This is a genomic window from Heyndrickxia sp. MSNUG, from assembly GCF_049532715.1.
Classification (GTDB): Bacteria; Bacillota; Bacilli; order Bacillales; family Cytobacillaceae; genus Mesobacillus.
Window position 1 is genome coordinate 1,124,227 of the sequence record NZ_CP150978.1, and the last position, 20,924, is coordinate 1,145,150.

16 protein-coding genes, 15 tRNA genes and 1 rRNA gene are annotated in these 20,924 nt (G+C 42.0%); 27 read left to right on the plus strand and 5 right to left on the minus strand.

Going from position 1 to position 20,924, the window contains the following annotated elements; translation table 11 throughout:
• The first annotated feature begins 6 nt into the window (after nt 1-6).
• From rrf to AABM38_RS05590, 16 genes are all read left to right on the plus strand, one after another.
• A 5S ribosomal RNA gene (gene rrf, locus AABM38_RS05515) occupies nt 7-122 on the plus strand.
• A gap of 75 nt (nt 123-197) precedes the next feature.
• Nucleotides 198-272 (plus strand) — tRNA-Asn (locus AABM38_RS05520).
• A gap of 3 nt (nt 273-275) precedes the next feature.
• Nucleotides 276-367: transfer RNA gene (locus tag AABM38_RS05525), tRNA-Ser, on the plus strand.
• Between the two features lie 16 nt (nt 368-383).
• Nucleotides 384-458: transfer RNA gene (locus AABM38_RS05530), tRNA-Glu, on the plus strand.
• Nucleotides 459-496: 38 nt separating this feature from the next.
• Nucleotides 497-572 (plus strand) — tRNA-Val (locus tag AABM38_RS05535).
• Nucleotides 573-600: 28 nt separating this feature from the next.
• Nucleotides 601-674: transfer RNA gene (locus AABM38_RS05540), tRNA-Met, on the plus strand.
• A 3-nt stretch (nt 675-677) separates the two neighbouring features.
• Nucleotides 678-753: transfer RNA gene (locus AABM38_RS05545), tRNA-Asp, on the plus strand.
• Nucleotides 754-758: 5 nt separating this feature from the next.
• Nucleotides 759-834, plus strand: a tRNA-Phe gene (locus AABM38_RS05550).
• A gap of 72 nt (nt 835-906) precedes the next feature.
• Nucleotides 907-991, plus strand: a tRNA-Tyr gene (locus tag AABM38_RS05555).
• Between the two features lie 9 nt (nt 992-1,000).
• Nucleotides 1,001-1,074, plus strand: a tRNA-Trp gene (locus tag AABM38_RS05560).
• Between the two features lie 11 nt (nt 1,075-1,085).
• Nucleotides 1,086-1,161: transfer RNA gene (locus tag AABM38_RS05565), tRNA-His, on the plus strand.
• A 40-nt stretch (nt 1,162-1,201) separates the two neighbouring features.
• Nucleotides 1,202-1,276, plus strand: a tRNA-Gln gene (locus tag AABM38_RS05570).
• 5 nt (nt 1,277-1,281) lie between these two features.
• A tRNA-Gly gene (locus tag AABM38_RS05575) sits at nt 1,282-1,356 on the plus strand.
• 8 nt (nt 1,357-1,364) lie between these two features.
• Nucleotides 1,365-1,439, plus strand: a tRNA-Cys gene (locus AABM38_RS05580).
• Nucleotides 1,440-1,481: 42 nt separating this feature from the next.
• A tRNA-Leu gene (locus tag AABM38_RS05585) sits at nt 1,482-1,566 on the plus strand.
• Between the two features lie 52 nt (nt 1,567-1,618).
• A tRNA-Gly gene (locus AABM38_RS05590) sits at nt 1,619-1,692 on the plus strand.
• A 210-nt stretch (nt 1,693-1,902) separates the two neighbouring features.
• Here AABM38_RS05590 and AABM38_RS05595 read toward each other — a convergent pair.
• Complete coding sequence (locus tag AABM38_RS05595) at nt 1,903-2,571, minus strand: B3/4 domain-containing protein (protein WP_423409503.1); 669 nt, start codon at nt 2,569-2,571, stop codon at nt 1,903-1,905.
• Between the two features lie 153 nt (nt 2,572-2,724).
• On the opposite strand from AABM38_RS05595, the gene queG reads away from it, so the two are divergent.
• The 7 genes from queG (at nt 2,725) to yhbH (ending at nt 10,971) form a co-directional block, all read left to right on the plus strand.
• On the plus strand, nt 2,725-3,882 hold the full coding sequence (gene queG / locus AABM38_RS05600; RefSeq protein ID WP_423409504.1) for a tRNA epoxyqueuosine(34) reductase QueG: 1,158 nt from the start codon (nt 2,725-2,727) through the stop codon (nt 3,880-3,882).
• Nucleotides 3,883-4,051: 169 nt separating this feature from the next.
• Nucleotides 4,052-4,933: an amidase domain-containing protein gene (locus AABM38_RS05605; RefSeq protein WP_423409505.1), complete on the plus strand. Its 882-nt coding sequence runs from the start codon at nt 4,052-4,054 to the stop codon at nt 4,931-4,933.
• Nucleotides 4,934-5,231: 298 nt separating this feature from the next.
• Nucleotides 5,232-5,711, plus strand: a complete 480-nt coding sequence (gene trmL, locus AABM38_RS05610; protein ID WP_423409506.1) for a tRNA (uridine(34)/cytosine(34)/5-carboxymethylaminomethyluridine(34)-2'-O)-methyltransferase TrmL — start codon at nt 5,232-5,234, stop codon at nt 5,709-5,711.
• 66 nt (nt 5,712-5,777) lie between these two features.
• Nucleotides 5,778-6,527 (plus strand): oxygen-insensitive NADPH nitroreductase, encoded by a 750-nt coding sequence (nfsA, locus tag AABM38_RS05615; RefSeq protein WP_423409507.1) that lies wholly within the window; start codon nt 5,778-5,780, stop codon nt 6,525-6,527.
• Between the two features lie 494 nt (nt 6,528-7,021).
• A complete protein-coding gene (locus tag AABM38_RS05620) occupies nt 7,022-8,917 on the plus strand; it encodes a PrkA family serine protein kinase (protein ID WP_335378706.1) in 1,896 nt (631 codons plus the stop codon).
• Nucleotides 8,918-9,231: 314 nt separating this feature from the next.
• The gene (locus tag AABM38_RS05625) at nt 9,232-9,408 is read left to right on the plus strand and encodes a hypothetical protein (RefSeq protein ID WP_423409508.1); all 177 of its coding nucleotides are present in this window, start codon (nt 9,232-9,234) and stop codon (nt 9,406-9,408) included.
• A gap of 393 nt (nt 9,409-9,801) precedes the next feature.
• Entirely contained in the window at nt 9,802-10,971 is a 1,170-nt protein-coding gene (gene yhbH, locus AABM38_RS05630; RefSeq protein ID WP_423409509.1) for a sporulation protein YhbH, read from the plus strand.
• A gap of 29 nt (nt 10,972-11,000) precedes the next feature.
• Here yhbH and AABM38_RS05635 read toward each other — a convergent pair whose 3' ends face one another.
• The 3 genes from AABM38_RS05635 to AABM38_RS05645 all read right to left on the minus strand — a co-directional run bounded on the left by AABM38_RS05635 (nt 11,001) and on the right by AABM38_RS05645 (nt 13,556).
• A complete protein-coding gene (locus AABM38_RS05635; RefSeq protein WP_423409510.1) occupies nt 11,001-11,210 on the minus strand; it encodes a YgaP family membrane protein in 210 nt (69 codons plus the stop codon).
• Nucleotides 11,211-11,342: 132 nt separating this feature from the next.
• Nucleotides 11,343-12,545: an NAD(P)/FAD-dependent oxidoreductase gene (locus tag AABM38_RS05640; RefSeq protein ID WP_423409511.1), complete on the minus strand. Its 1,203-nt coding sequence runs from the start codon at nt 12,543-12,545 to the stop codon at nt 11,343-11,345.
• A gap of 159 nt (nt 12,546-12,704) precedes the next feature.
• Nucleotides 12,705-13,556 (minus strand): C39 family peptidase, encoded by an 852-nt coding sequence (locus AABM38_RS05645; protein WP_423409512.1) that lies wholly within the window; start codon nt 13,554-13,556, stop codon nt 12,705-12,707.
• A gap of 413 nt (nt 13,557-13,969) precedes the next feature.
• Here AABM38_RS05645 and AABM38_RS05650 point away from each other — a divergent pair, with 413 nt between their 5' ends.
• The 4 genes from AABM38_RS05650 (at nt 13,970) to AABM38_RS05665 (ending at nt 19,747) form a co-directional block, all read left to right on the plus strand.
• The gene (locus tag AABM38_RS05650) at nt 13,970-15,487 is read left to right on the plus strand and encodes a glycine betaine uptake BCCT transporter (RefSeq protein WP_423409513.1); all 1,518 of its coding nucleotides are present in this window, start codon (nt 13,970-13,972) and stop codon (nt 15,485-15,487) included.
• Nucleotides 15,488-16,028: 541 nt separating this feature from the next.
• Entirely contained in the window at nt 16,029-16,967 is a 939-nt protein-coding gene (locus tag AABM38_RS05655; RefSeq protein ID WP_423409514.1) for a sugar-binding transcriptional regulator, read from the plus strand.
• Nucleotides 16,968-17,722: 755 nt separating this feature from the next.
• On the plus strand, nt 17,723-18,898 hold the full coding sequence (locus AABM38_RS05660; protein WP_423409515.1) for a glucose-1-phosphate adenylyltransferase: 1,176 nt from the start codon (nt 17,723-17,725) through the stop codon (nt 18,896-18,898).
• 93 nt (nt 18,899-18,991) lie between these two features.
• Nucleotides 18,992-19,747 carry an NRDE family protein gene (locus AABM38_RS05665; protein WP_423409516.1) on the plus strand — a complete coding sequence of 252 codons (756 nt, stop codon included), beginning with the start codon at nt 18,992-18,994 and terminating at the stop codon, nt 19,745-19,747.
• A gap of 63 nt (nt 19,748-19,810) precedes the next feature.
• On the opposite strand, the gene AABM38_RS05670 is transcribed toward AABM38_RS05665, so the two are convergent.
• Nucleotides 19,811-20,782: an NAD(P)H-dependent flavin oxidoreductase gene (locus AABM38_RS05670; RefSeq protein ID WP_423409517.1), complete on the minus strand. Its 972-nt coding sequence runs from the start codon at nt 20,780-20,782 to the stop codon at nt 19,811-19,813.
• Nucleotides 20,783-20,924 lie beyond the last annotated feature (142 nt).

Sequence of the window (20,924 nt, forward strand, 5' to 3'; positions counted from 1 at the left end):
AAAATGTCTGGTGGCGATGGCGAGAAGGTCACACCCGTTCCCATACCGAACACGGAAGTTAAGCTTCTCAGCGCCGATGGTAGTTGGGGGTTTCCCCCTGTGAGAGTAGGACGCCGCCGGGCAGGATGCATTCTTGAATCCTAGTTATGCTTTCTTAGATAAGGATCGTGAATCCAAGTCCCAGAAGTAATTATTATTCCGCAGTAGCTCAGTGGTAGAGCACTCGGCTGTTAACCGAGCGGTCGTAGGTTCGAATCCTACCTGCGGAGCCATTTGGAGAGCTGTCCGAGAGGTCGAAGGAGCACGATTGGAAATCGTGTAGACGGTTACCGCTGTCTCAAGGGTTCGAATCCCTTGCTCTCCGCCATATAAACTTTATATCTGGCCCCTTGGTCAAGCGGTTAAGACACCGCCCTTTCACGGCGGTAACACGGGTTCGAATCCCGTAGGGGTCACCAAGAATTATTTAAGCTTACAAAAACAGCACTTTCAATATGGAGGATTAGCTCAGCTGGGAGAGCATCTGCCTTACAAGCAGAGGGTCGGCGGTTCGATCCCGTCATCCTCCACCATAACAATTTAATGGTTAATTATTATCGTCGCGGGGTGGAGCAGCCCGGTAGCTCGTCGGGCTCATAACCCGAAGGTCGCAGGTTCAAATCCTGCCCCCGCAATTTGGTCCCGTGGTGTAGCGGTTAACATGCCTGCCTGTCACGCAGGAGATCGCCGGTTCGATCCCGGTCGGGACCGCCATTTGTGGCTCAGTAGCTCAGTCGGTAGAGCAAAGGACTGAAAATCCTTGTGTCGGCGGTTCGATTCCGTCCTGAGCCACCATTTATAAAAACACTTGTTTTTACAGGAAACATGATTAAATGGGTTTTTCACAAATCAAAATCATGTTATAATGGAGGGGTAGCGAAGTGGCTAAACGCGGCGGACTGTAAATCCGCTCCCTCAGGGTTCGGCGGTTCGAATCCGTCCCCCTCCACCATTTTTCTTTAGGGGTATAGTTTAAAGGTAGAACGAAGGTCTCCAAAACCTTTGGTGTGGGTTCGATTCCTACTACCCCTGCCAATTTTATAATGGCGATTGTGGCGAAGTGGTTAACGCACCTGATTGTGGTTCAGGCATTCGTGGGTTCGATTCCCATCAGTCGCCCCATTATAATTCACAAATGTAATAATAAGAGCATACAATATATTGGGCTATAGCCAAGCGGTAAGGCATCGCACTTTGACTGCGACATGCGTTGGTTCGAATCCAGCTAGCCCAGCCATTTTTGCGGAAGTAGTTCAGTGGTAGAATACAACCTTGCCAAGGTTGGGGTCGCGGGTTCGAATCCCGTCTTCCGCTCCAATAAGTATGGCGGCATAGCCAAGTGGTAAGGCAAAGGTCTGCAAAACCTTTATTCACCGGTTCAAATCCGGTTGCCGCCTCCATTAGATTACTAATGGTAGTTGTAAAGTAAGTCATCTTAATATGCCGGTGTGGCGGAATTGGCAGACGCGCACGACTCAAAATCGTGTTCCTTCTGGAGTGTCGGTTCGACCCCGACCACCGGTACCACTTTTATTATTAAACAGGGATTCCTGTTTTCTTTATTTCATTTAATATGTATGCGGGTGTAGTTTAGTGGTAAAACCTCAGCCTTCCAAGCTGATGATGAGGGTTCGATTCCCTTCACCCGCTCCATACATACGTAACTAACGCAGCATTTCGTTTTCAGAAAACGAAGTGTTGCGTTTTTTTCTGTTCGCTGAAATGGATTGTAACAAAAAATATATATTGGGTGCTTTCTCGTATTTCCCTATGAGGGGATAAAAACGTTAAGAAAAGATTCAATGACTGTAGTCTCCTTTCGAAGGAGTTCGAGTAAATAAACTTGATAAAAAAAAGGATGCCTCAGCATCCCACAATTTTATACGTACCTGATCCCCCGTGAATTTGGATGAACATGTTCATTAGTGATTCTGTCATTTTTTCTTTGCTTTCCTGTGGTTCTGATGGCCTTAAGTAAACGATTTGCAGAGCGTTCGTGGTTACCAGCGTTACCGCGGTCCTTTCTGAGTCAACGAATGGGCTGCCAAATGGTCCTTGATCATCTGCGGAAACAATTAAATTACTTACATTGTTTATTCTGCCATTTAGGCCTGCGTATTCTTCTGTTTCTATACCTATTCTTATCTGGACATTGCCGCTGAGCTTATCACAGTCATAAACACCAATAGGGACCTGGTATTCAAGTGAGAAGAAGTTGTTTAAGTCTATCGCGCTATGTACGGGTTGAAGATAGTTTTGTTTGGCAATCCTGCGATAAAGGGCTTCAGCGGAATGTCTATAGCGGTTTGGATCTTTTCCTGTGCTTTTGAAAATACTTCGCCATTCCTTAATACCATCCAGCTCCGTCACATTTTTTTCTAAGAGATCAAAGTAAATGGATTCCTGGAAAAGCTGAAGCCTGCCTTTTAGCATTTGCGGAGAATCCCCTACCTGAATATCTTTATATTCTATAACCCCGACCGAAAACCCGGGTATGAGATCACAAATCGTACTGGATACCTTAATTTCCATTGATTCCACCTCCAAAACTGCTTTAAAATAGTTTATCATAAAAGTGATGTGCATTTAAAATCGGGACCTTCATAATGAATTCTTTAAAAAGATGTGTTTATATAGATAGGCCGTTTGAAAAATAAAATCTACAAAGAAAGGAGGTACATTTCAATGGACATTAACGAAATTAAGCAAGACATCATTGAATATAGCAAAACAATTGGTATAGATAAAATCGGTTTTGCAGCACCATCGACTTTCGAGGAAATGAAAATACGATTATACAGACAGCAGGAACTTCAATATCAATCTGGCTTTGAAGAAAAAGATATTGAAAAGAGAACGGAGCCCTCGCTGATCTTTGAAAAGCCCAAATCCATCATTTCGATTGCGCTGACTTACCCGTCGAAGATGAGAACAACGGTTGTCAGCAAGAAGGGGCAGAGAAGAGGCATTTTCTGCAGGGCATCATGGGGAACGGATTACCACTCTATTTTGAGAGATAGGCTGAAAAAACTTGAAGAGTATATTGCTAAGAAGGTTTCAGGTGCTAGATTCAAATCAATGGTCGATACAGGCGAACTGGTGGACAGGGCTGTCGCTGAGCGTGCAGGAATTGGCTGGAGCGGAAAGAACTGTTCCATCATCACCCCTGAATTCGGTTCATATGTGTATCTTGGTGAAATGATCACTAATATTCCGTTTGAACCCGATTCGCCTATGGAGGATAGATGCGGCAGCTGTAATAAATGTGTGGAGGTTTGTCCGACTGGTGCTCTTGTCCAGGGGGGACAGCTTGATGCTCAGAAGTGCATTGCGTTTGTCACACAGACGAAGGGTTTCCTTGCAGATGGGTTTCGTGATAAACTTGGCAACCGTTTATATGGCTGTGATACATGTCAGACTGTGTGTCCGGAAAATAAGGGTAAGGATTTTCACTTCCACACAGAAATGGAGCCTGATCCGGAAATTGCCAAACCGCTGTTAAAGCCATTATTGACAATCAGCAATCGTGACTTTAAGGAGAAGTTCGGATATGTATCAGGGTCGTGGAGAGGCAAGAAGCCAATCCAGCGAAATGCGATTATTGCATTGGCGCATTATAAGGATGAAACTGCTATTCCGGATCTAATCATGGTATTGAAGGAGGACCAGCGTCCTGTCCTAAGGGGGACGGCTGCATGGGCTCTGGGCAAAATTGGCGGACACGAAGCGTTTACTGCACTCTCAGCAGCATTAGAAGCTGAAAAGGATGCTGATGTTCTTGCCGAGATAGGTAAAGGGCTGGAGTTCTTTAAGGATGGCTCAGAAAACAGTATATCAATCTAAAGAGGAATGGGTTTGTAATAAATCCAATCCTCTTTTCTTTTTACTTGATGTGCAGGTAAATGTCTTTAAAGCAGGATTGTAGCAAAGCGACAATCTTTATAAATAAGTTTTTATATGCTTGAAATCCTGAGTCTCTTCATAAATATGAAAGATGAAGGGAGAGATGAACATGCGTGAACAACTGCAGGAGCTGCTTGAACAGCGTGTCCTTCAATGTGTCTCAATGCCACGGAATCTTTTGCATGAATGCCCGGCAATCGAGATAAAGAAGCAAAGCTGCTTAAGAAGATCTGCTGAAATAGTAAAAGCGAAAGCAAAGGGCAGTATTGAAAGAAAGTTAGAGGGAAAGGAAACTGCAAAGGTATTATACGATGTCCATTTCCAATACTTAATCAAGCAGAAGGGCCATTTTTATATGGAAGAGGAAGTGGAGAAGAGGCAGGCCGAGTTTTATAAAGGCGTGCTGGTTAAAGATGAGAAGTTGAAGGAATCTGAACCTGATGGAGATGAGGGCGCAGCCATGCCAGTTTTTGCAGAGGAGTCATCACATAATAGGGCAGGATATCAATATGACCGGTTAAAAGCTGTGCAATATGCCGAGAGATGGTGGAATGACTTTAATCCTGCGTATAAAAAGTTCGAGGTCGACTGTACAAATTATATTTCACAATGCCTTCATACTGGTGGAGCTCCGATGAGGGGTTATCCAAACCGCAGCAACGGCTGGTGGATGCAAAACAATAATTGGAGCTTCAGCTGGACTGTAGCCAATGCGATGCGCTGGTATCTTCCTGCCTCAAAGTTCGGATTGAGGGCGAGAGAGGTGAGCAGTGCTGAGCAGCTTAAGCTTGGAGATGTAATCTGTTATGATTTCCAGGGTGATGGCCGCTTCGACCATACGACGATTGTCACAGGGCATGATGCTAACGGGATGCCGCTTGTAAATGCCCATACGTATAATAGCAGGATGAGGTACTGGGCGTACGAGGATTCAACAGCTTATACTCCAAATATCAAATATAGATTCTTTACAATAGCAGATGATCAGTGACAACCTTGGTATATGGACTTATGATGCCTAAGGTTCTTTTAAACAAAGCTGTTGATTTTCGTTCCAGGCGCTTCGCTTTCCGCGGGGCTGGCGCTGAGCTCCTCGTCGCTTCGCTCCTGCGGGGTCTCACCTGTCCAGCTGCGCCCGCAGGAGTCTACGCGCCTTCCACTACAATCAATAGGGTTTAACAGAGCCGTAAACTCAAAAGTTACCCTATCTATCCAAACTGCGCTTTTCTTTGTCTCCCCGCAGTGTAGTGGTATAATAGCTGTTAGAGTTTTAGATAGAGGTGAAAGTCATGGCATTGCATGTAGTATTATACCAGCCCCTGATTCCAGCGAACACAGGAAATATCGCTCGCACATGTGCGGGAACGGATACAGAACTGCATTTAATTAAGCCGTTGGGTTTTTCGACGGATGACAAGATGCTGAAGCGTGCGGGATTGGATTATTGGGAGCACGTTAAAATACATTATCACGAATCGCTTGAAGATTTTTATGAGAAGAATCAAGGCGGAGAATTTTTTTATGTAACGAAATTTGGAAAAAAGGCACACTCGGATTTTGATTATAGTGTGGCAGAAAAGGATTTCTTCTTTATTTTTGGCCGTGAAACAACTGGCCTTCCAAAAGAAGTAATTGAAGAGAATATGGAAAGATGCCTGAGGCTGCCAATGAATGAAAACATCCGCTCTTTAAATCTTTCAAACACTGCGGCTATTTTGATTTATGAGGCGTTGCGACAGCAGGATTATCGAGATTTGCGGAAATATTAAGGAGACCATATTAATGGGTCTCCTTTTTGGCATTACATATAAAAAAACTACAAGGAGTTGAAGGCAATGAACAATGTAATTGAAACTATTCTGCAGCACCGTTCGGTCAGACGATTTGAGGACAAGCCTTTGGATCGGGAGCAAATCGAAATGATCGTGAAAAGTGCGCAAGCATCCTCCACTTCAAGCTTTATTCAGGCATATTCAATTATTGGTGTATCAGATAAGCAAAAAAAGCAGCGGCTAGCAGAACTCGCTGGCAATCAGTCGTATGTAGCAGAAAATGGCCATTTCTTTGTTTTTTGTGCTGACCTTTACCGGCATAAGATGATTGGGGATCTTGAAAATGCTGATCTTTCGGATTCTCTTGAGAGCACTGAAAAGTTCATGGTAGCACTGATCGATACCGCTCTTGCTGCACAGAATGCTGCGATTGCAGCCGAATCAATGGGCCTTGGCATTTGCTATATTGGCGGGATTCGGAATGATCTCGAGGCAGTTAAAAAAGTATTGAAGACTCCCGAGTATGTCGTGCCTTTATTTGGTCTCGCTGTAGGCTATCCTGATCAAGAAACAGATCTAAAACCAAGGCTGCCTCTGGAACATGTCTATATGGAAAATGAGTATGAGCAGGATCAAAATGTGTTGGAGCAGCAGCTGAAGGAGTACAACAAAACGACATCCGACTATTATCTTGAGAGAACAGGCGGCAAACGTGCAGATACCTGGACTGGCCAGATGGCCATGATGCTTGGCAGAAAATCAAGGATGTATATGAAGGAGTTTGTTGAGGACCAGCACTTGAACAAGAAATAAGACAATTTAAGTGATGTAATTGGCAGCGAGTTATTTTATAAACAATCGATAGCCTAAGATCTACATTTGATTTCAAGATTTATGAAATTGCTTTACCAATGAAATAAAGCAAACAAGGCTTTAAAGCAGGGAAATTCAAAACTAAATATGACAATGAACTTAGCAAAATAAAAAAGCTGCCATTCGGCAGCTTTTTATTTTTTATTGATGCCCGGCTTATCATCGTACCCTGCAGTGAAGATGGCAGATAAGAATGCAACAGTAACGCCAATTATTATAAGTAGTTTCATGTATGTAAGCCTCCCTTTTGTTTAATTTGTCCATATAGATTTTATTATAGCCTATAAGTTTGAAACTGTGAAGGAATGGCTGATTTTTTACCAGTCGAAATAAAAAAGGACAATCATTGAGCTTGAACCTTTACGCATGTTCAAATTGTTTGCTGCATAGAATTTATTAATCGTCTCTTGATAACGCTACATGGGGAGGTCCATATGGATATTTTAAAAAAGATTGAGTTGTACCGCCAGGATGAAGAGAAGCTGAAGTGGGAAGGGACGTTCAGGGAATACCTTGAAATCGTAAAGGAACAGCCATGGGTTGCTCAATCGGCACATTCGCGTGTGTATAATATGATCAAAGACGCTGGAATTGAAAAAGAAAAAGGAAAGAAACGATATTCATTCTTTAATTCACAGCTGTTTGGCCTTGAGGAACCATTGGAGCGGCTCGTTGAGGAATATTTTCATCCTGCAGCAAAAAGGCTGGATGTCAGGAAAAGGATCCTTCTGCTGATGGGACCTGTAAGTGGTGGTAAATCCACTCTCGTCACCATGCTGAAAAGAGGGCTGGAGGCATATTCGCATACAGACAGAGGAGCAATCTATGCGATAAAAGGCTGCCCTATGCATGAGGACCCGCTGCATATGATTCCCCACCATCTGCGCAAGGATTTCTATGATGAATACGGCATTCGTATTGAAGGTAATCTGTCTCCGCTTAATATGATGAGATTAGAGCAGGAGTATGGCGGCAGAATAGAGGATGTAATTGTTGAAAGAATTTTCTTCTCAGAAGATAAGAGGACGGGGATCGGGACCTTCAGTCCATCCGATCCAAAATCACAGGATATTGCAGACTTGACAGGAAGCATCGACTTTTCAACTATTGCTGAGTATGGATCGGAATCAGACCCAAGAGCTTACCGTTTTGATGGCGAGTTGAACAAAGCGAACCGGGGTATGATGGAATTCCAGGAAATGCTCAAGTGTGATGAAAAATTCCTCTGGCATTTGCTGAGTTTGACCCAGGAAGGGAATTTTAAAGCGGGCAGGTTCGCGCTGATCAGTGCCGACGAGCTTATCGTCGCACACACGAATGAAACAGAATACCGTTCGTTCATATCAAATAAAAAGAACGAAGCATTGCATTCTCGTATCATCGTAATGCCGATTCCGTATAATTTGAAGGTCTCTGAGGAAGAAAAAATCTATGACAAAATGATTCGTGAAAGTGATGTGAACGACGTCCATATTGCTCCTCATACATTAAGAGTTGCTGCGATGTTCACAATCCTTACCCGCCTGAAGGATCCGAAGAAAGGCGATATCGACTTGATCAAAAAAATGCGTCTGTATGACGGCGAGAATGTTGAAGGCTATAATAGCGCAGATGTCGAAGAGCTGAAGAAGGAACATCAGGATGAAGGCATGAGCGGGATCGATCCTCGCTATGTAATTAATCGTATTTCTTCAACGATCATAAGGAAAGAGATCAAGACCATCAATGCATTGGATGTACTTAGATCCCTTAAGGAAGGCCTGGATCAGCATCCATCTATCACTTCAGAGGTGAGGGAACGATATCTGAACTATATCTCACTTGCCCGCAAAGAGTACGACGATATTGCCAAAAAAGAGGTTCAAAAGGCATTCGTGTACTCTTACGAGGAATCGGCTAAAACGCTTATGGATAACTACCTGGATAACGTTGAAGCTTACTGCAATAAAGCAAAAATGCGTGATCAGCTAACAGGAGAGGAAATAAACCCAGATGAAAAGCTGATGCGCTCGATTGAAGAGCAAATTGGCATATCTGAAAATGCGAAGAAGGCATTCCGTGAAGAGATTTTAATTCGAATTTCAGCATATGCACGGAAAGGAAAGAGGTTTGATTACAATTCACATGACCGTCTCAGAGAAGCAATCCAGAAAAAACTGTTTGCAGATCTCAAGGATGTTGTTAAAATCACGACATCAACCAAGACGCCGGATGAGCTGCAGTTGAAGAAAATCAACAATGTAGTCGCCAGGCTGATTGACGAGCATGGATACAATTCTACATCAGCCAACGAGTTGCTGCGTTATGTAGGAAGCCTGTTAAATAGATAATAGTCCTTTAGAGCCTGCAGATGTTTTTGCAGGTTTTCTTAAGTTTATGCTCTGTTAAAGGTCAATGTTGTTTTAAGTCTGTTGTTTGGAGTGAAGGCAATTGACTCCTGGGGGACTAGCGTTTCACGCGAGACCTAGGTGAAATGATTCTTGTGATGAATCATTTGCACCCCGCAGGAGCGTCAGCGGCGAGGAGGCTCGGCGAACGCCCCACGGAAAGCAAGCGCCTGTAGCGGAAATCACCAGTTAAGGTTTATAGAGCCAAGTTTATAAATGTGCAAAGGAGGGAATAGTACAGTCAAGAGGTGATTAGAATGAATAAAAATGAATTGCCGAAAAACTATGTCCCTAAAAACAGTTCAATGGCCCGTAATGAAGAAGAAATGGAAAATCTCGGGAAACAGATGGAAAACCGGCGCACGGGTCAAGATCTGAAGGAAGACTATGACAAAGCTCCAGACCCGGTTCAATTTAATAAGGATAAAGAGTAACCTTTGCTGCAAAGCGAAGGTTATTTTTTATGTATCTATTTAAGGTCAATGTTGTTTAAAACTATCATTCTAGTATAGTATCGGCATTTAGTTTGGGGAATTGCAGCCGCCGGAGAGTTAGTGGGAGAGAGAAAACCATGCACAATCTTTGAAGATGAAATTTCCCAATGAACTTTTAGAAGGACATCAGGTTTTAAAAGACGTGAACAGAAAATGGGCTTGTCCACCTCTAGAGAAATAGAGAATTGTCAAAATTATTTGTAAATTATTTTCGCTTTCTGCATAAGATAGAGTAATTACAACTCCCTTTGAGCTAATGGCCATCGGGATATTGTATGAAAGTCATAACATTTCTGTTACAGTCAATTGGATAATTTAAAGGAGGGGTTGAAAATGACCGATGAGAGTAGTCACCAGTTTGTGATTTCCCAGGAAGATTGGTCCCTCCACCGCAAAGGACATGATGACCAGCAGCGCCATCAGGAAAAGGTGCAGGAAGCAATCCGCAATAATCTACCCGATTTGATCACAGAAGAAAGCATTGTCATGTCCAACGGCAGGGATGTCGTAAAGATACCGATTAGGTCACTGGATGAGTATAAAATTCGTTATAACTATGATAAGAACAAACATGTCGGCCAGGGGAACGGCGACACGAAGATTGGGGATGTCGTCGCTCGCGATGGTTCTGGACAGCAGCAAGGCCCAGGAAAAGGGCAGGGTGCTGGAGACCAGGCTGGCGAGGATTATTATGAAGCAGAAGTTTCAATGATGGAAATTGAAGAAGCGTTGTTTAAACAATTGGAGCTCCCGAACCTTAAGCGTAAGGAGCAGCAGGAACACCTTGTGGAAAACATCGAGTTCAACGATATCAGGAAAACAGGGTTAATGGGCAACATTGATAAGAAACGAACGATGATGACCGCTTATAAACGAAATGCGATGACTGGAAAGCCAGCATTTCATCCTATTTACAAGGAAGATTTGAAGTTCAAGACATGGAATGAAATCGTGAAACCGGATTCCAAAGCTGTGGTCCTTGCGATGATGGATACGAGCGGATCGATGGGACTATGGGAGAAATATATGGCCAGAAGCTTTTTCTTCTGGATGACACGTTTTCTCCGTTCCAAATATGAAACCGTGGAAATTGAATTCATTGCCCACCATACTGAGGCAAAGGTAGTATCAGAGGAAGACTTTTTCTCCAAAGGTGAAAGTGGCGGAACAATCTGTTCATCCGCCTACCGTAAAGCGTTAGAACTTATTGATGATAAATATAATCCAAGCAAGTTCAATATTTACCCATTCCATTTTTCTGATGGTGATAACCTGACCTCCGACAATGCCCGCTGTGTAAAGTTAGTTGAAGAACTGATGAAGGTCTCCAATATGTTTGGTTACGGAGAAGTCAATCAGTACAACCGCCACTCGACCCTTATGTCCGCATATAAAAACATTAAAGATGAAAACTTCCGTTACTTTATCCTCAAGCAAAAAGCCGATGTATTCCATGCGATGAAGAGCTTCTTCAAAAAAGAAGAAAATAAGCTGTATGCATAAAGAGAGCCAGCCGTGCAGGCTGGCTTCACTCATGCATTCTTTTCCTTTTTTGTATTAATCCCAAATAAGGTATAAAGCGGGCAGAACTTAATAATGGAAGTCAGGACTAAAACAAATCCAATAATTCCAACATATTTCAGACTGCCATCTAAAAAGAAAAATAAAGAAATAAGGATTAACCCCAGTACGATTCGAATAACTTGGTCAATTTTCCCCACGTTAGCTTTCAATAAAAACACCCCTATTTTAACTTAATAGGATAAGTTAAATATAGCTGTTGCGGGCGAATTCTCCTGTGACTTTTCACACTTTCGAAAATAATTATTATCTACGGCATCCGAGTGGCTATCAGTCAGTTGAAAATCGGATCCTCATCGATCTAGTTTCACAATCTCCGCATCCTTGTTCGACCTGCCTAAAATTAAATCTTTTAAAATAACTGACCCGAGCATACTGTATACTGTTCCACTTCCGCCATAACCTAGTAAATAGTAGATCCTGTCTTTAGTCGGATGTTTTCCGATAAAAGGTAGATTGTCGACAGATTCCCCAAAAACTGCTCCCCAGGCATAAGCTACCTTAATATCTAACTCAGGAAACAATTTTTCAACTTCCATTCGTATGCGTTGAGCTCGGTTATTGATCCAATCCTCATTCTGTGGTGTTTCGGGTTTGTCCTCATCCAGCCCGCCTGCAATGATTCGGTTGTCTTGAGTTGTTCTTAAATAAAGATATGGCCTTTTTGTTTCCCAAATCAGGTTCCGATCTTTCCATGCAGAAAGGTCTTCAATAGGTTCAGTTGCCATAGCATAGGATCTATTGAGGTCGGCTCTTGTTTCAGAAAGAAACGGCGGCTTCTCATATCCAGTTGCGAATAGAATATTATTTGAATGAAACCGGCCAATAGAAGTGCTGATTTCTATGCCATCTTGGGTTTCGATGATTTCGTCTGCATTCACATTCTCGAAAATATCTACACGATCGTGTTCAATTAGGTAACGAATGATGCCGCGGCTAAATAGGAATGGATTCACTTCTGCATCACCATGTGTAATGATTGCAGCTGGTTTTGAAAACGGAGTATGATCTTCTAGATCCTTTTTCGTTAAGTATTCAGCATTAAAACCATGTTTTCTTAAAGTGTCATATTCTTTTTTCAACTTGTTGACATCCGCTTTATTACTAGCATAATACAAGCTTTTTCTTCTTATAAAATCGCTGTTGATTGGAATTTGTTTTGAGACATCTTCAAGCTGATCAACAGCATTTCTGCAAATCGTATAAAAACGTACTGCTTTTTCTTCGCCAATCTGATTAACCAGTTCATAAAGCATGATATCGTTTGAGTATTGTAATAAGCCGGTATTGGCCAGTGTGCTGCCACGGCCGACTTTCCCCTTATCAATGATCGCCACCTTCAGCCCTTCATTTGCCAACGTATAAGCGCATAACGAACCGGACATGCCCCCGCCCAGGATCACTGCGTCGTAATGATCAGAAATGTCGCTTCTTTTTATGTCTATCTCGTTTTCTTCCGTTGTCTGCCAGAATAACTTTCCGTTATGTAAGTCCACTTATAAGCCTCCAATTAAAATATATGGTTAATTTTACCCATAACAAAAGACTTAAAAACATGGTTCTGGATAAACGATCCTGCTTCTTTATGCTGAGAAAAAACAAAAAGAAGCACCGCTATCAGCAGCACTTCTTAATTCTATAAAACAATAAAGCTATTACTTTATAACTATAACGCCAATCGCCTGGCTCCCCATCTGGACCCATGCTTGTTCAAAAGCGATTCGCGGAACGGCCTTATAGCCTGTATCTGCAAGTGGATCATTTATATAAACAGATTGTCCATCATATCCAACAATCAAGACACTATGTTCACTATAAGTAATTTTGACTTTTCCAGTGTTCGTATCCCAGACAGTAAATTCGGATTCTGGCAGAGGTGCGAATGTTGAATTAGTAATAACCCAAACCGGTGATCCGCTGTCAATCAAGCTGTATACAGAGTCAATTGTTTGTCCGGTCACATCGTTTATTTTTCCGGGAAGGTATTTCTCTGCGAGCTTGGCTACTGGACCATGATAAACGCCATATCCTGATTTGCTGAAAGTATAAATATCACCAACGAATCCATCATATGGATTACTGCGTACATAGTTTGCATCGCGGAAAGGAAGCTTATGTATTTGCTTTGCCAGAGTCAGTTTATCGGCTGCGATTCCTTGTGATTGAATTAGCATCGTTAAGCTGGTGACCTCACAGCCTCGCTCTAATTCAGGCAGCTGGCTGATGTGGGGCACGCCATCTATGATCATCTTGTTTTCATGGACCAGATCTTTTTTGTTTTTAAGATCGGCTCCAGTTGATGCAGAGCTATCGGCGGCTTCCTCTATTCGATTATCTGCAACTGTTTTCTTTATGACTTTTGCATCGGTACGTGTGATTTTTGGAAGTGCGTCAACTTTCGTTTCAGCTGAGGTATTTTCAATGGACCGGATTTTCTCAGAGCTTAAAAAAGTGATGAAAAATATTGCGCCAATTGCCATAGTTCTGATGAAGATCTTTTTATTCAAAATAATTGCTCCTAACTAATCGCATTTATATCCTGACAGCATTCCATTCTCTTGTACACAATTTTAAACAAGATTCGACATGTATTCAATAGAATAGTAGTTTCTTGCTGCAAATCTACTAACACAAGCCCGAGAAAGAGTTGAATGTATAAGCTTAAATCATTGCTGACATTAATCTTTGTCATTGGGTCTCTTAACCTTAATTGCTGATTTCCGCTCCAATCAACAGGCTTAAAAACAACATTGAGTTTTAAAGAGCGTTAGCATGAAAAATATTTGAAAGAAAAGAACATTTTTTGCGGAAAGTTGGGAAAACTACATCTGTTATAAGCCGATGGTTTTTAAAAATCGCTCTTTTATGTTAGGGTGTTAAAGTGCAAAAAGGTCCAATTGTAATAGAAGGGAGTTTTTGGATGAAGAAGGATTCATCTGTATTTTACATATCAGCTGGCATTTTGTTGCTGCTGGTGTTGTTTGGTGTATTTGTTCCGGATAGCCTGGAAAAAATCACCGCCAATATTCAGGTATTTATTACTGATTCATTCGGCTGGTATTATTTAATTCTTGTTTCACTTATTGTGATAGTGTGTCTTTATTTCTTGATCAGTCCTTTAGGGAGAATCCGGCTGGGCAGCCAGGATGATCGCCCGGAATTTTCAACAATGTCATGGTACGCTATGCTATTCAGTGCAGGAATGGGAATCGGCCTTGTTTTTTGGGGGACGGCTGAGCCAATCAGCCATTATAAAGTTTCTACCCCAACAGGAGTGGAACCAGGTACAGACCAGGCGATTCGTGACGCAATGAGATATACTTTTTTCCATTGGGGCATACATGCTTGGGCCATTTATGGAATAGTAGCATTGGTGCTTGCCTATTTTAACTTCAGGCATGGCAAGCCTGGATTGATTAGTGCGACACTTAGTCCTATTTTTGGTGACCGTGTTAATGGACCTGCAGGTAAAGTAGTCGATATCATTTCGGTTGTCGCAACTGTCATCGGTGTAGCTACAACTTTGGGATTTGGAGCTGTACAAATAAATGGAGGACTATCCTACCTTTATGGAATACCTGCAAGTTTCTTGACCCAGTTAATCATTGTCCTTGTAGTGACAGTTTTATTTATGATGTCAGCATGGTCTGGACTGGGGAAGGGAATTAAGATTTTAAGCAATGTGAATATGATGCTGGCAGGCATTTTGCTTTTATTCATGTTAATCCTGGGACCAACACAATTTATCTTAAATTTGTTCACAAATACGATTGGCAGCTACCTTCAAAATTTACCCGCTATGAGCTTCCGAATTTCTCCATTAAATGAAGAGGTGCGTTCTTGGATAAATGGCTGGACAATCTTTTATTGGGCATGGTGGATTGCATGGGCGCCATTTGTAGGGATTTTTATAGCTCGAGTTTCTAAAGGGAGAACAATAAGGGAGTTTGTGTTTGGAGTTTTGCTCGTTCCAGCACTGATCGGTTTCCTATGGTTTACAACTTTTGGCGGTTCAGCGATCATGCTTGAGCATGAGGGAGCTGCAAAAATTTCGAAATTGGCTACAGAGGAATCACTTTTTGGTGTATTGGCTAATTATCCTTTGAGTTCAGTTATGTCGATTTTGGCAATGGTACTGATTGGGACCTTTTTCATTACTTCAGCGGACTCAGGAACATTTGTTTTAGGAATGATGACCACAAACGGATCGCTGACTCCAGGCAATAAGATAAAATTCACTTGGGGAATAATCCTAGCAGCCATTTCTTTAGTCCTGCTTTACTCTGGAGGACTGCAGGCGCTGCAAAATACGATGATAGTCGCTGCATTGCCATTCTCTGTCATTATGGGTTTGATGGCGATCAGCTTAATAAAAGCTCTAAATAAAGAAGCAAAGGAACTTGGCATCGGAAAGATTCCTAAGCGTAAGCCACAATAGTAAATGAACGATATATTCAAAAGTATGGGCATCTTCCATCTAAATGGAGGATGCCTTTCTTTTGTTTGTAAAGGTTATTTTTCAATAAGGTTCTGTTAAAGTTGAATGTTGATTTTTAAACCCTGTTGATTGTAGTGGAAGGCGCGCAGACTCCTCCGAAAATGCTACCGCATTTCCATCGTGCGTGAGCAGATTCGAGGAAGCAAATCAATGGCCTGCGGGCGCTGCTGGTCAGGGGAGACCCCGCAGGAGCGAAGCGACGAGGAGGCTCAGCGCCAGTCCCGCGGAAAGCGAAGTGCCTGGAACGAAAATCAACAGCCTTGTATAGCAGAGCCTTCAATAAAAAAATCATTCTATTTTGGATAATAAAATAGGAAGAGATTGTGAGTTGTTTGGTAAGAATGTAATATGTATCATTTTACAAATGTAAATTAATGGCTATGGATGAACATTTTGTTCTTATTAAATATGCAAATGTTTTCATTCGGTTTTTTTGTTAAAATAGGATTATCAATTATGTCGTTGGCAAAGGTGATCAGAAATGGAAAAAGAAAAGCTTTTAAAGATAATCGAGGCTGCTAAGCTTTATTATTTATTAGATTACAATCAAAATGATATTGCCAAGGAGCTTGGTGTCTCAAGGCCTACAGTATCAAGATTCCTTCAGCTGGCAAAGCAGGAGGGGATCGTCGATATTAAAATCATGGATCCGACAGAGGATGTAGAAAATTTGTCCTCACAGCTTGAACAAAAGTTCGGGTTAAAAAAGGCGATTGTCACTCATATTCCGCAATACGAAGACAGTGTGATTAAAACATATTTAGGGGAAAAAGCAGCTAGCTTCCTAAATGAAGTGGTTGACCATGATGATATTATCGGAGTAACGTGGGGAACGACGCTTTATCATGTAGCTCTGGAGTTAAAACAGAAGGCATTGAAGAACGTGAAAGTTGTCCAGTTAAAGGGTGGAGTCAGCCACTCTGAAACAAACACATACGCAAATGAAATCCTGTATTTATTCGGTAAAGCCTTCAACAGTGCCCCTCACCATCTGCCTTTGCCGGCAATCGTCGACCATGTAGTTGTTAAACAGGCGATGGAGGCTGACAGGCATATAAAACGGATCCTGGAAATGGGCAAGCAGGCCAACATCGCTGTATATACAATTGGCCCGATTAAATCAGAATCAATCTTGTTCCAATTAGGCTATTTTACAGAGGAAGATCTCAAGGTCATTGAATCTAGGGCAGTTGGGGATATCTGCTCAAGATTTTTTGATAAAGACGGGAATGTCTGCAATGAGAATTTGAATGCCAGGACATTAGGCATTGAACTTGAAGAATTAAAAAAGAAAAAGTATTCCATACTGGTTGCAGGCGGGGCTCAAAAAATTGAAGGAATTTATGGTGCTTTAAAAGGAAAATTCACAAACGTACTTGTTACGGATCAATTCACCGCTAAATTCTTATTAGATAAGTAAAGAACAGACCACTACCTGCTAGGCTCCCTGCCTAGCGGGTATTTTTAGTAGTTTGATGAAGCTTATTGCAAAGTTTACAGAACATCTGCAGTATTAAGTTTAATATAAACAAATACAAAAGATTTAGTGGAATTTTTTTCAGTTGAATTGTAAAAGGTTAATCACTGTTTCTGCGCATGACCCAGCAATAGATGGGCTGAAATAAATACAAAATGGGAATGAAGGAGCTAAAGGGAGAGTGCCAATAGGTACTCTCCTTTTTAATTAGTAATTAATTGAAAATTTTTTATATTCAAGAAACATTCACAATTCTCTGGAGTTTTTTAAAATTCTTTTCGACAAGATTAGGTGGAAATCGAAGAAGTTACCTAAAAAATCCCTAGAGGATAGTTCGAATTTATTAAAAGAGGCACTTTTTATGTCAAATGCTGCGAAAATAGGGCGAACGGTTCTGATTTTAGAAGCTGATTTGTTTTGCTAAAATGAGAAAATGTTATTCAATATACAGCGAAAACAGCATAGGAGCTGATCCGATGGACCAAAAAACTTGTGAGAAGAAGGCTGAAAAGCCAGTACGTTCTTACATAGATGAAAGCGAAGAGAACGAGCAGGAAGAGCTATATTACAAGCTCTGGGAAGATGACCGAAATTAATAATTAGTAACAGCTTCGGTGCTGAAAATAGGACCTGAAGATTATATGAAGAATAAAGAAAATCCTAAATTAAATCAATCAAACGAGTATGAGGAGGCAGCTATGACAAAGAAACAATGTATTGCCATGCTATTAGCAGGTGGAAGGGGCTCACGCCTAGGGGAGCTGACACAATATATTGCCAAGCCAGCGGTTCCGTATGGAGGGAAATACCGGATTGTTGATTTTACATTAAGCAATTGCCGCAATTCAGGAATAGACACGATAGGTGTACTGACTCAATATCATCCTCATGTACTGCAGAACTATATTGGTAACGGGAAGCACTGGGATTTAGACCAGAAAAATAGCGGGGTTACTCTTTTACCGCCATACCAATGTGAGCTTGGCGAGCGCTGGTATGAGGGCACAGCCCATGCTATATATCAAAATATCCGTTTTATTGAAAGCTATGATCCTGAGTATGTCCTTGTCATCTCAGGCGACCATATTTATAAAATGGATTACCAAAAAATGCTCAACCAGCATATAGCGACAGCTGCGGATGCTACAATTTCTGTCATTAACGTACCTTGGAGTGAAGCAGACAGGTTCGGAATCATGAATGTAGACCGCAGCTCTAATAGGATTGAAGAGTTTGAGGAAAAACCGAAAACACCGAAATCCAACCTTGCTTCCATGGGAATCTATATCTTTAACTGGCAGGTATTAAAAAGTTATTTGCTAAAAGAAGAACAAAACATGGCTTCTTCTAAGGATTTTGGCAAAGACATCATCCCAGTGATGCTCGAAGAAGAGAGGAAGCTTTATGCTTACCACTTCAATGGATATTGGAAAGATGTCGGCACCATTGAAAGCTATTGGGAGGCTAATATGGATTTGCTGTCGACTGATACGAATCCAATCCTTCAGCATCCAGAATGGCCAATTTATACTGCGGATTCCTTGCAGCCGCCGATGTACTTAGATGAAGGCGCGGAGCTGCAGCAATCATTGATCAGTGAAGGCTGTCAAATAGAAGGCCATGTTGAGAATTCAGTCCTGTTTTATGGAGTAAAGGTTGGCAAAGGGGCGGTCATAAGAAATTCAGTAATCCTGCCGAATACTGTGATAGAAGAAAATGCGACTGTGAACAGAGCAGTCATCGGAAGCAGCACTGTCATTGAGCGGGGAGTGAAAATAGGTACTGCTCATACCTTTGGTGATATCTCTTTGGTAGGGGATAATAAAAGGATTGAAAAAGATATTGAAGCCGAAGCCAAACTGAACATTGTTTAACCATTCAGGCATTCCGTCATGGCGGAGTGTCTTTATTTTTTCGATGGTAAGATATAATAAGAGATAGAAAATAGATAAAAGGCCGTGATTTCAATGTGTTTGATCTTATTTGCTTATAAGGTACACCCAAAGTATAAGCTGATTGTTGCCGCTAACCGTGATGAAGCTTATGGCCGTCCAACTGCTGCTGCTCATTTTTGGGAGGACAGACCTGACATTCTTGCGGGCAGAGATTTGGAGAAAATGGGGACGTGGATGGGAGTGACAAGTGCAGGGAGGTTTGCGGCATTGACCAATTATCGGAATCCCAGTGAATCCACTGTGGGAAAGCGGACCCGCGGTGAGCTTGTGGCCGATTTTTTAATAGTTGGTGGACGAGTGGAAGAGTATTTAAAGAATGCAGCCTCAAGCCGAAATGACTATCCTGGGTACAATCTTTTGGCCGGTGATGTTCATGAGCTATTCTACTATTCTAATGTAGGAGACTCTTTGAAGAAAATCGAACCAGGTGTCCATGGAGTAAGCAATCATTTATTAAATACGGCTTGGCCAAAAGTTGAACAAGGGAAGGAAGGTCTCGCGAGAATCATTGCGGACGACCACCCTGATATGGTCAATGAATTATTCTCTCACCTTGAAAGTTCCGACCCAGCACCGGATCACTTACTGCCTTCTACAGGAGTTCCGATTGAATGGGAACGTTTGCTGTCACCTATATTTATCAAGAGTGAAGGCTATGGGACAAGAAGCTCAACTGTGATTCTGATGAATGACGAGGAGATTTTCTTCAAGGAAAGGGTATACACTGGCGGGAATAGGACCGACCAGGAATTTAAAATAAAGCTGTAAAGCCACCTATCATTAAATAAGCTGACCTAAAAAGACAACCCACACAAGGGTTGTCTTTTTGAATCAGGAAATTGGATGTCCTGCTGCTGCGGCCTTAAATTCGGCTGTTAAATTATCTATTATTTTTTGGACTGGCAAAATCTCCTTGATTTCACTTACTCTCGCCCCTGCGAATACGAGACCGTTCTCGACATCACCTGCAACTGAGGTGAGAAGGGAGTCAAGGGTACAAAATCGGTAGGAACAATTTTTTAGGCAGTCCCGGCACTTTGTGATTCTTAACTTATCGGAAGTGGTAATTAGTTCGGTGAATTTATTGGCAATCGCTCTGCCTTGCAAACCAACTGTTGTTTTAACGAGCATCGTATCTTCCTCAGTTGCTGCTACATATTTTTCTTTAAAGGGTTGAGGAGCATCGCATTCTGTACTTGCGACAAATCTTGTACCCATCTGTACACCTGATGCACCCATCGATAAAGCTTTTGCGATATCCTCGCCAGTCATGATTCCTCCAGCAGCAATTACCGGTATGGACACAGATTCAACGATTTCTGGAAGGATATCGAAAAGCGGCTTGTCCGTTCCAAGATGGCCACCCGCTTCAAACCCTTCAACAACAACCGCAGCAGCTCCCAGGCGTTCAGAGATTTTTGCTAATTTAGCAGAAGAGACAATGGAGATGACGGGAATACCCGCCTGCTTTCCCCATGCATACATATCCCTCGAAATGCCTGCGCCAGAAATGATAAAATCAACTTTTTCTTCAAGAGCGGCTTTCATTTTTTCGGCAAAATCATTCATGGCAAACAACACATTTACGCCAATATAGCCACGGTCCTTGATCAGGCGCCTTGCTTCCCTGATATGTGAGCGCATTTCTTCAACTGTGATACCTGTACCGGAGATAATGCCGATACCGCCAGCGTTTGCAACAGCAGATGCTAATTTGCTGAGTGAAATCCCTACGCCCATTCCCCCTTGCATGATTGGCACCTTTGGAACCATATGACCGATTTTAAGTTGTGGAAACTCCATGTTATAACCCCTTTCGTCTTATATTCACTAGAAGTTTAACATGGTTAATTTTAAAAAGATGTGATTTTTAGCACCAGATAATAATATCTGATATAAATATTTAGTCATGAATGAAAAAAACGCGGAAGCCTTGGCCGCCCCG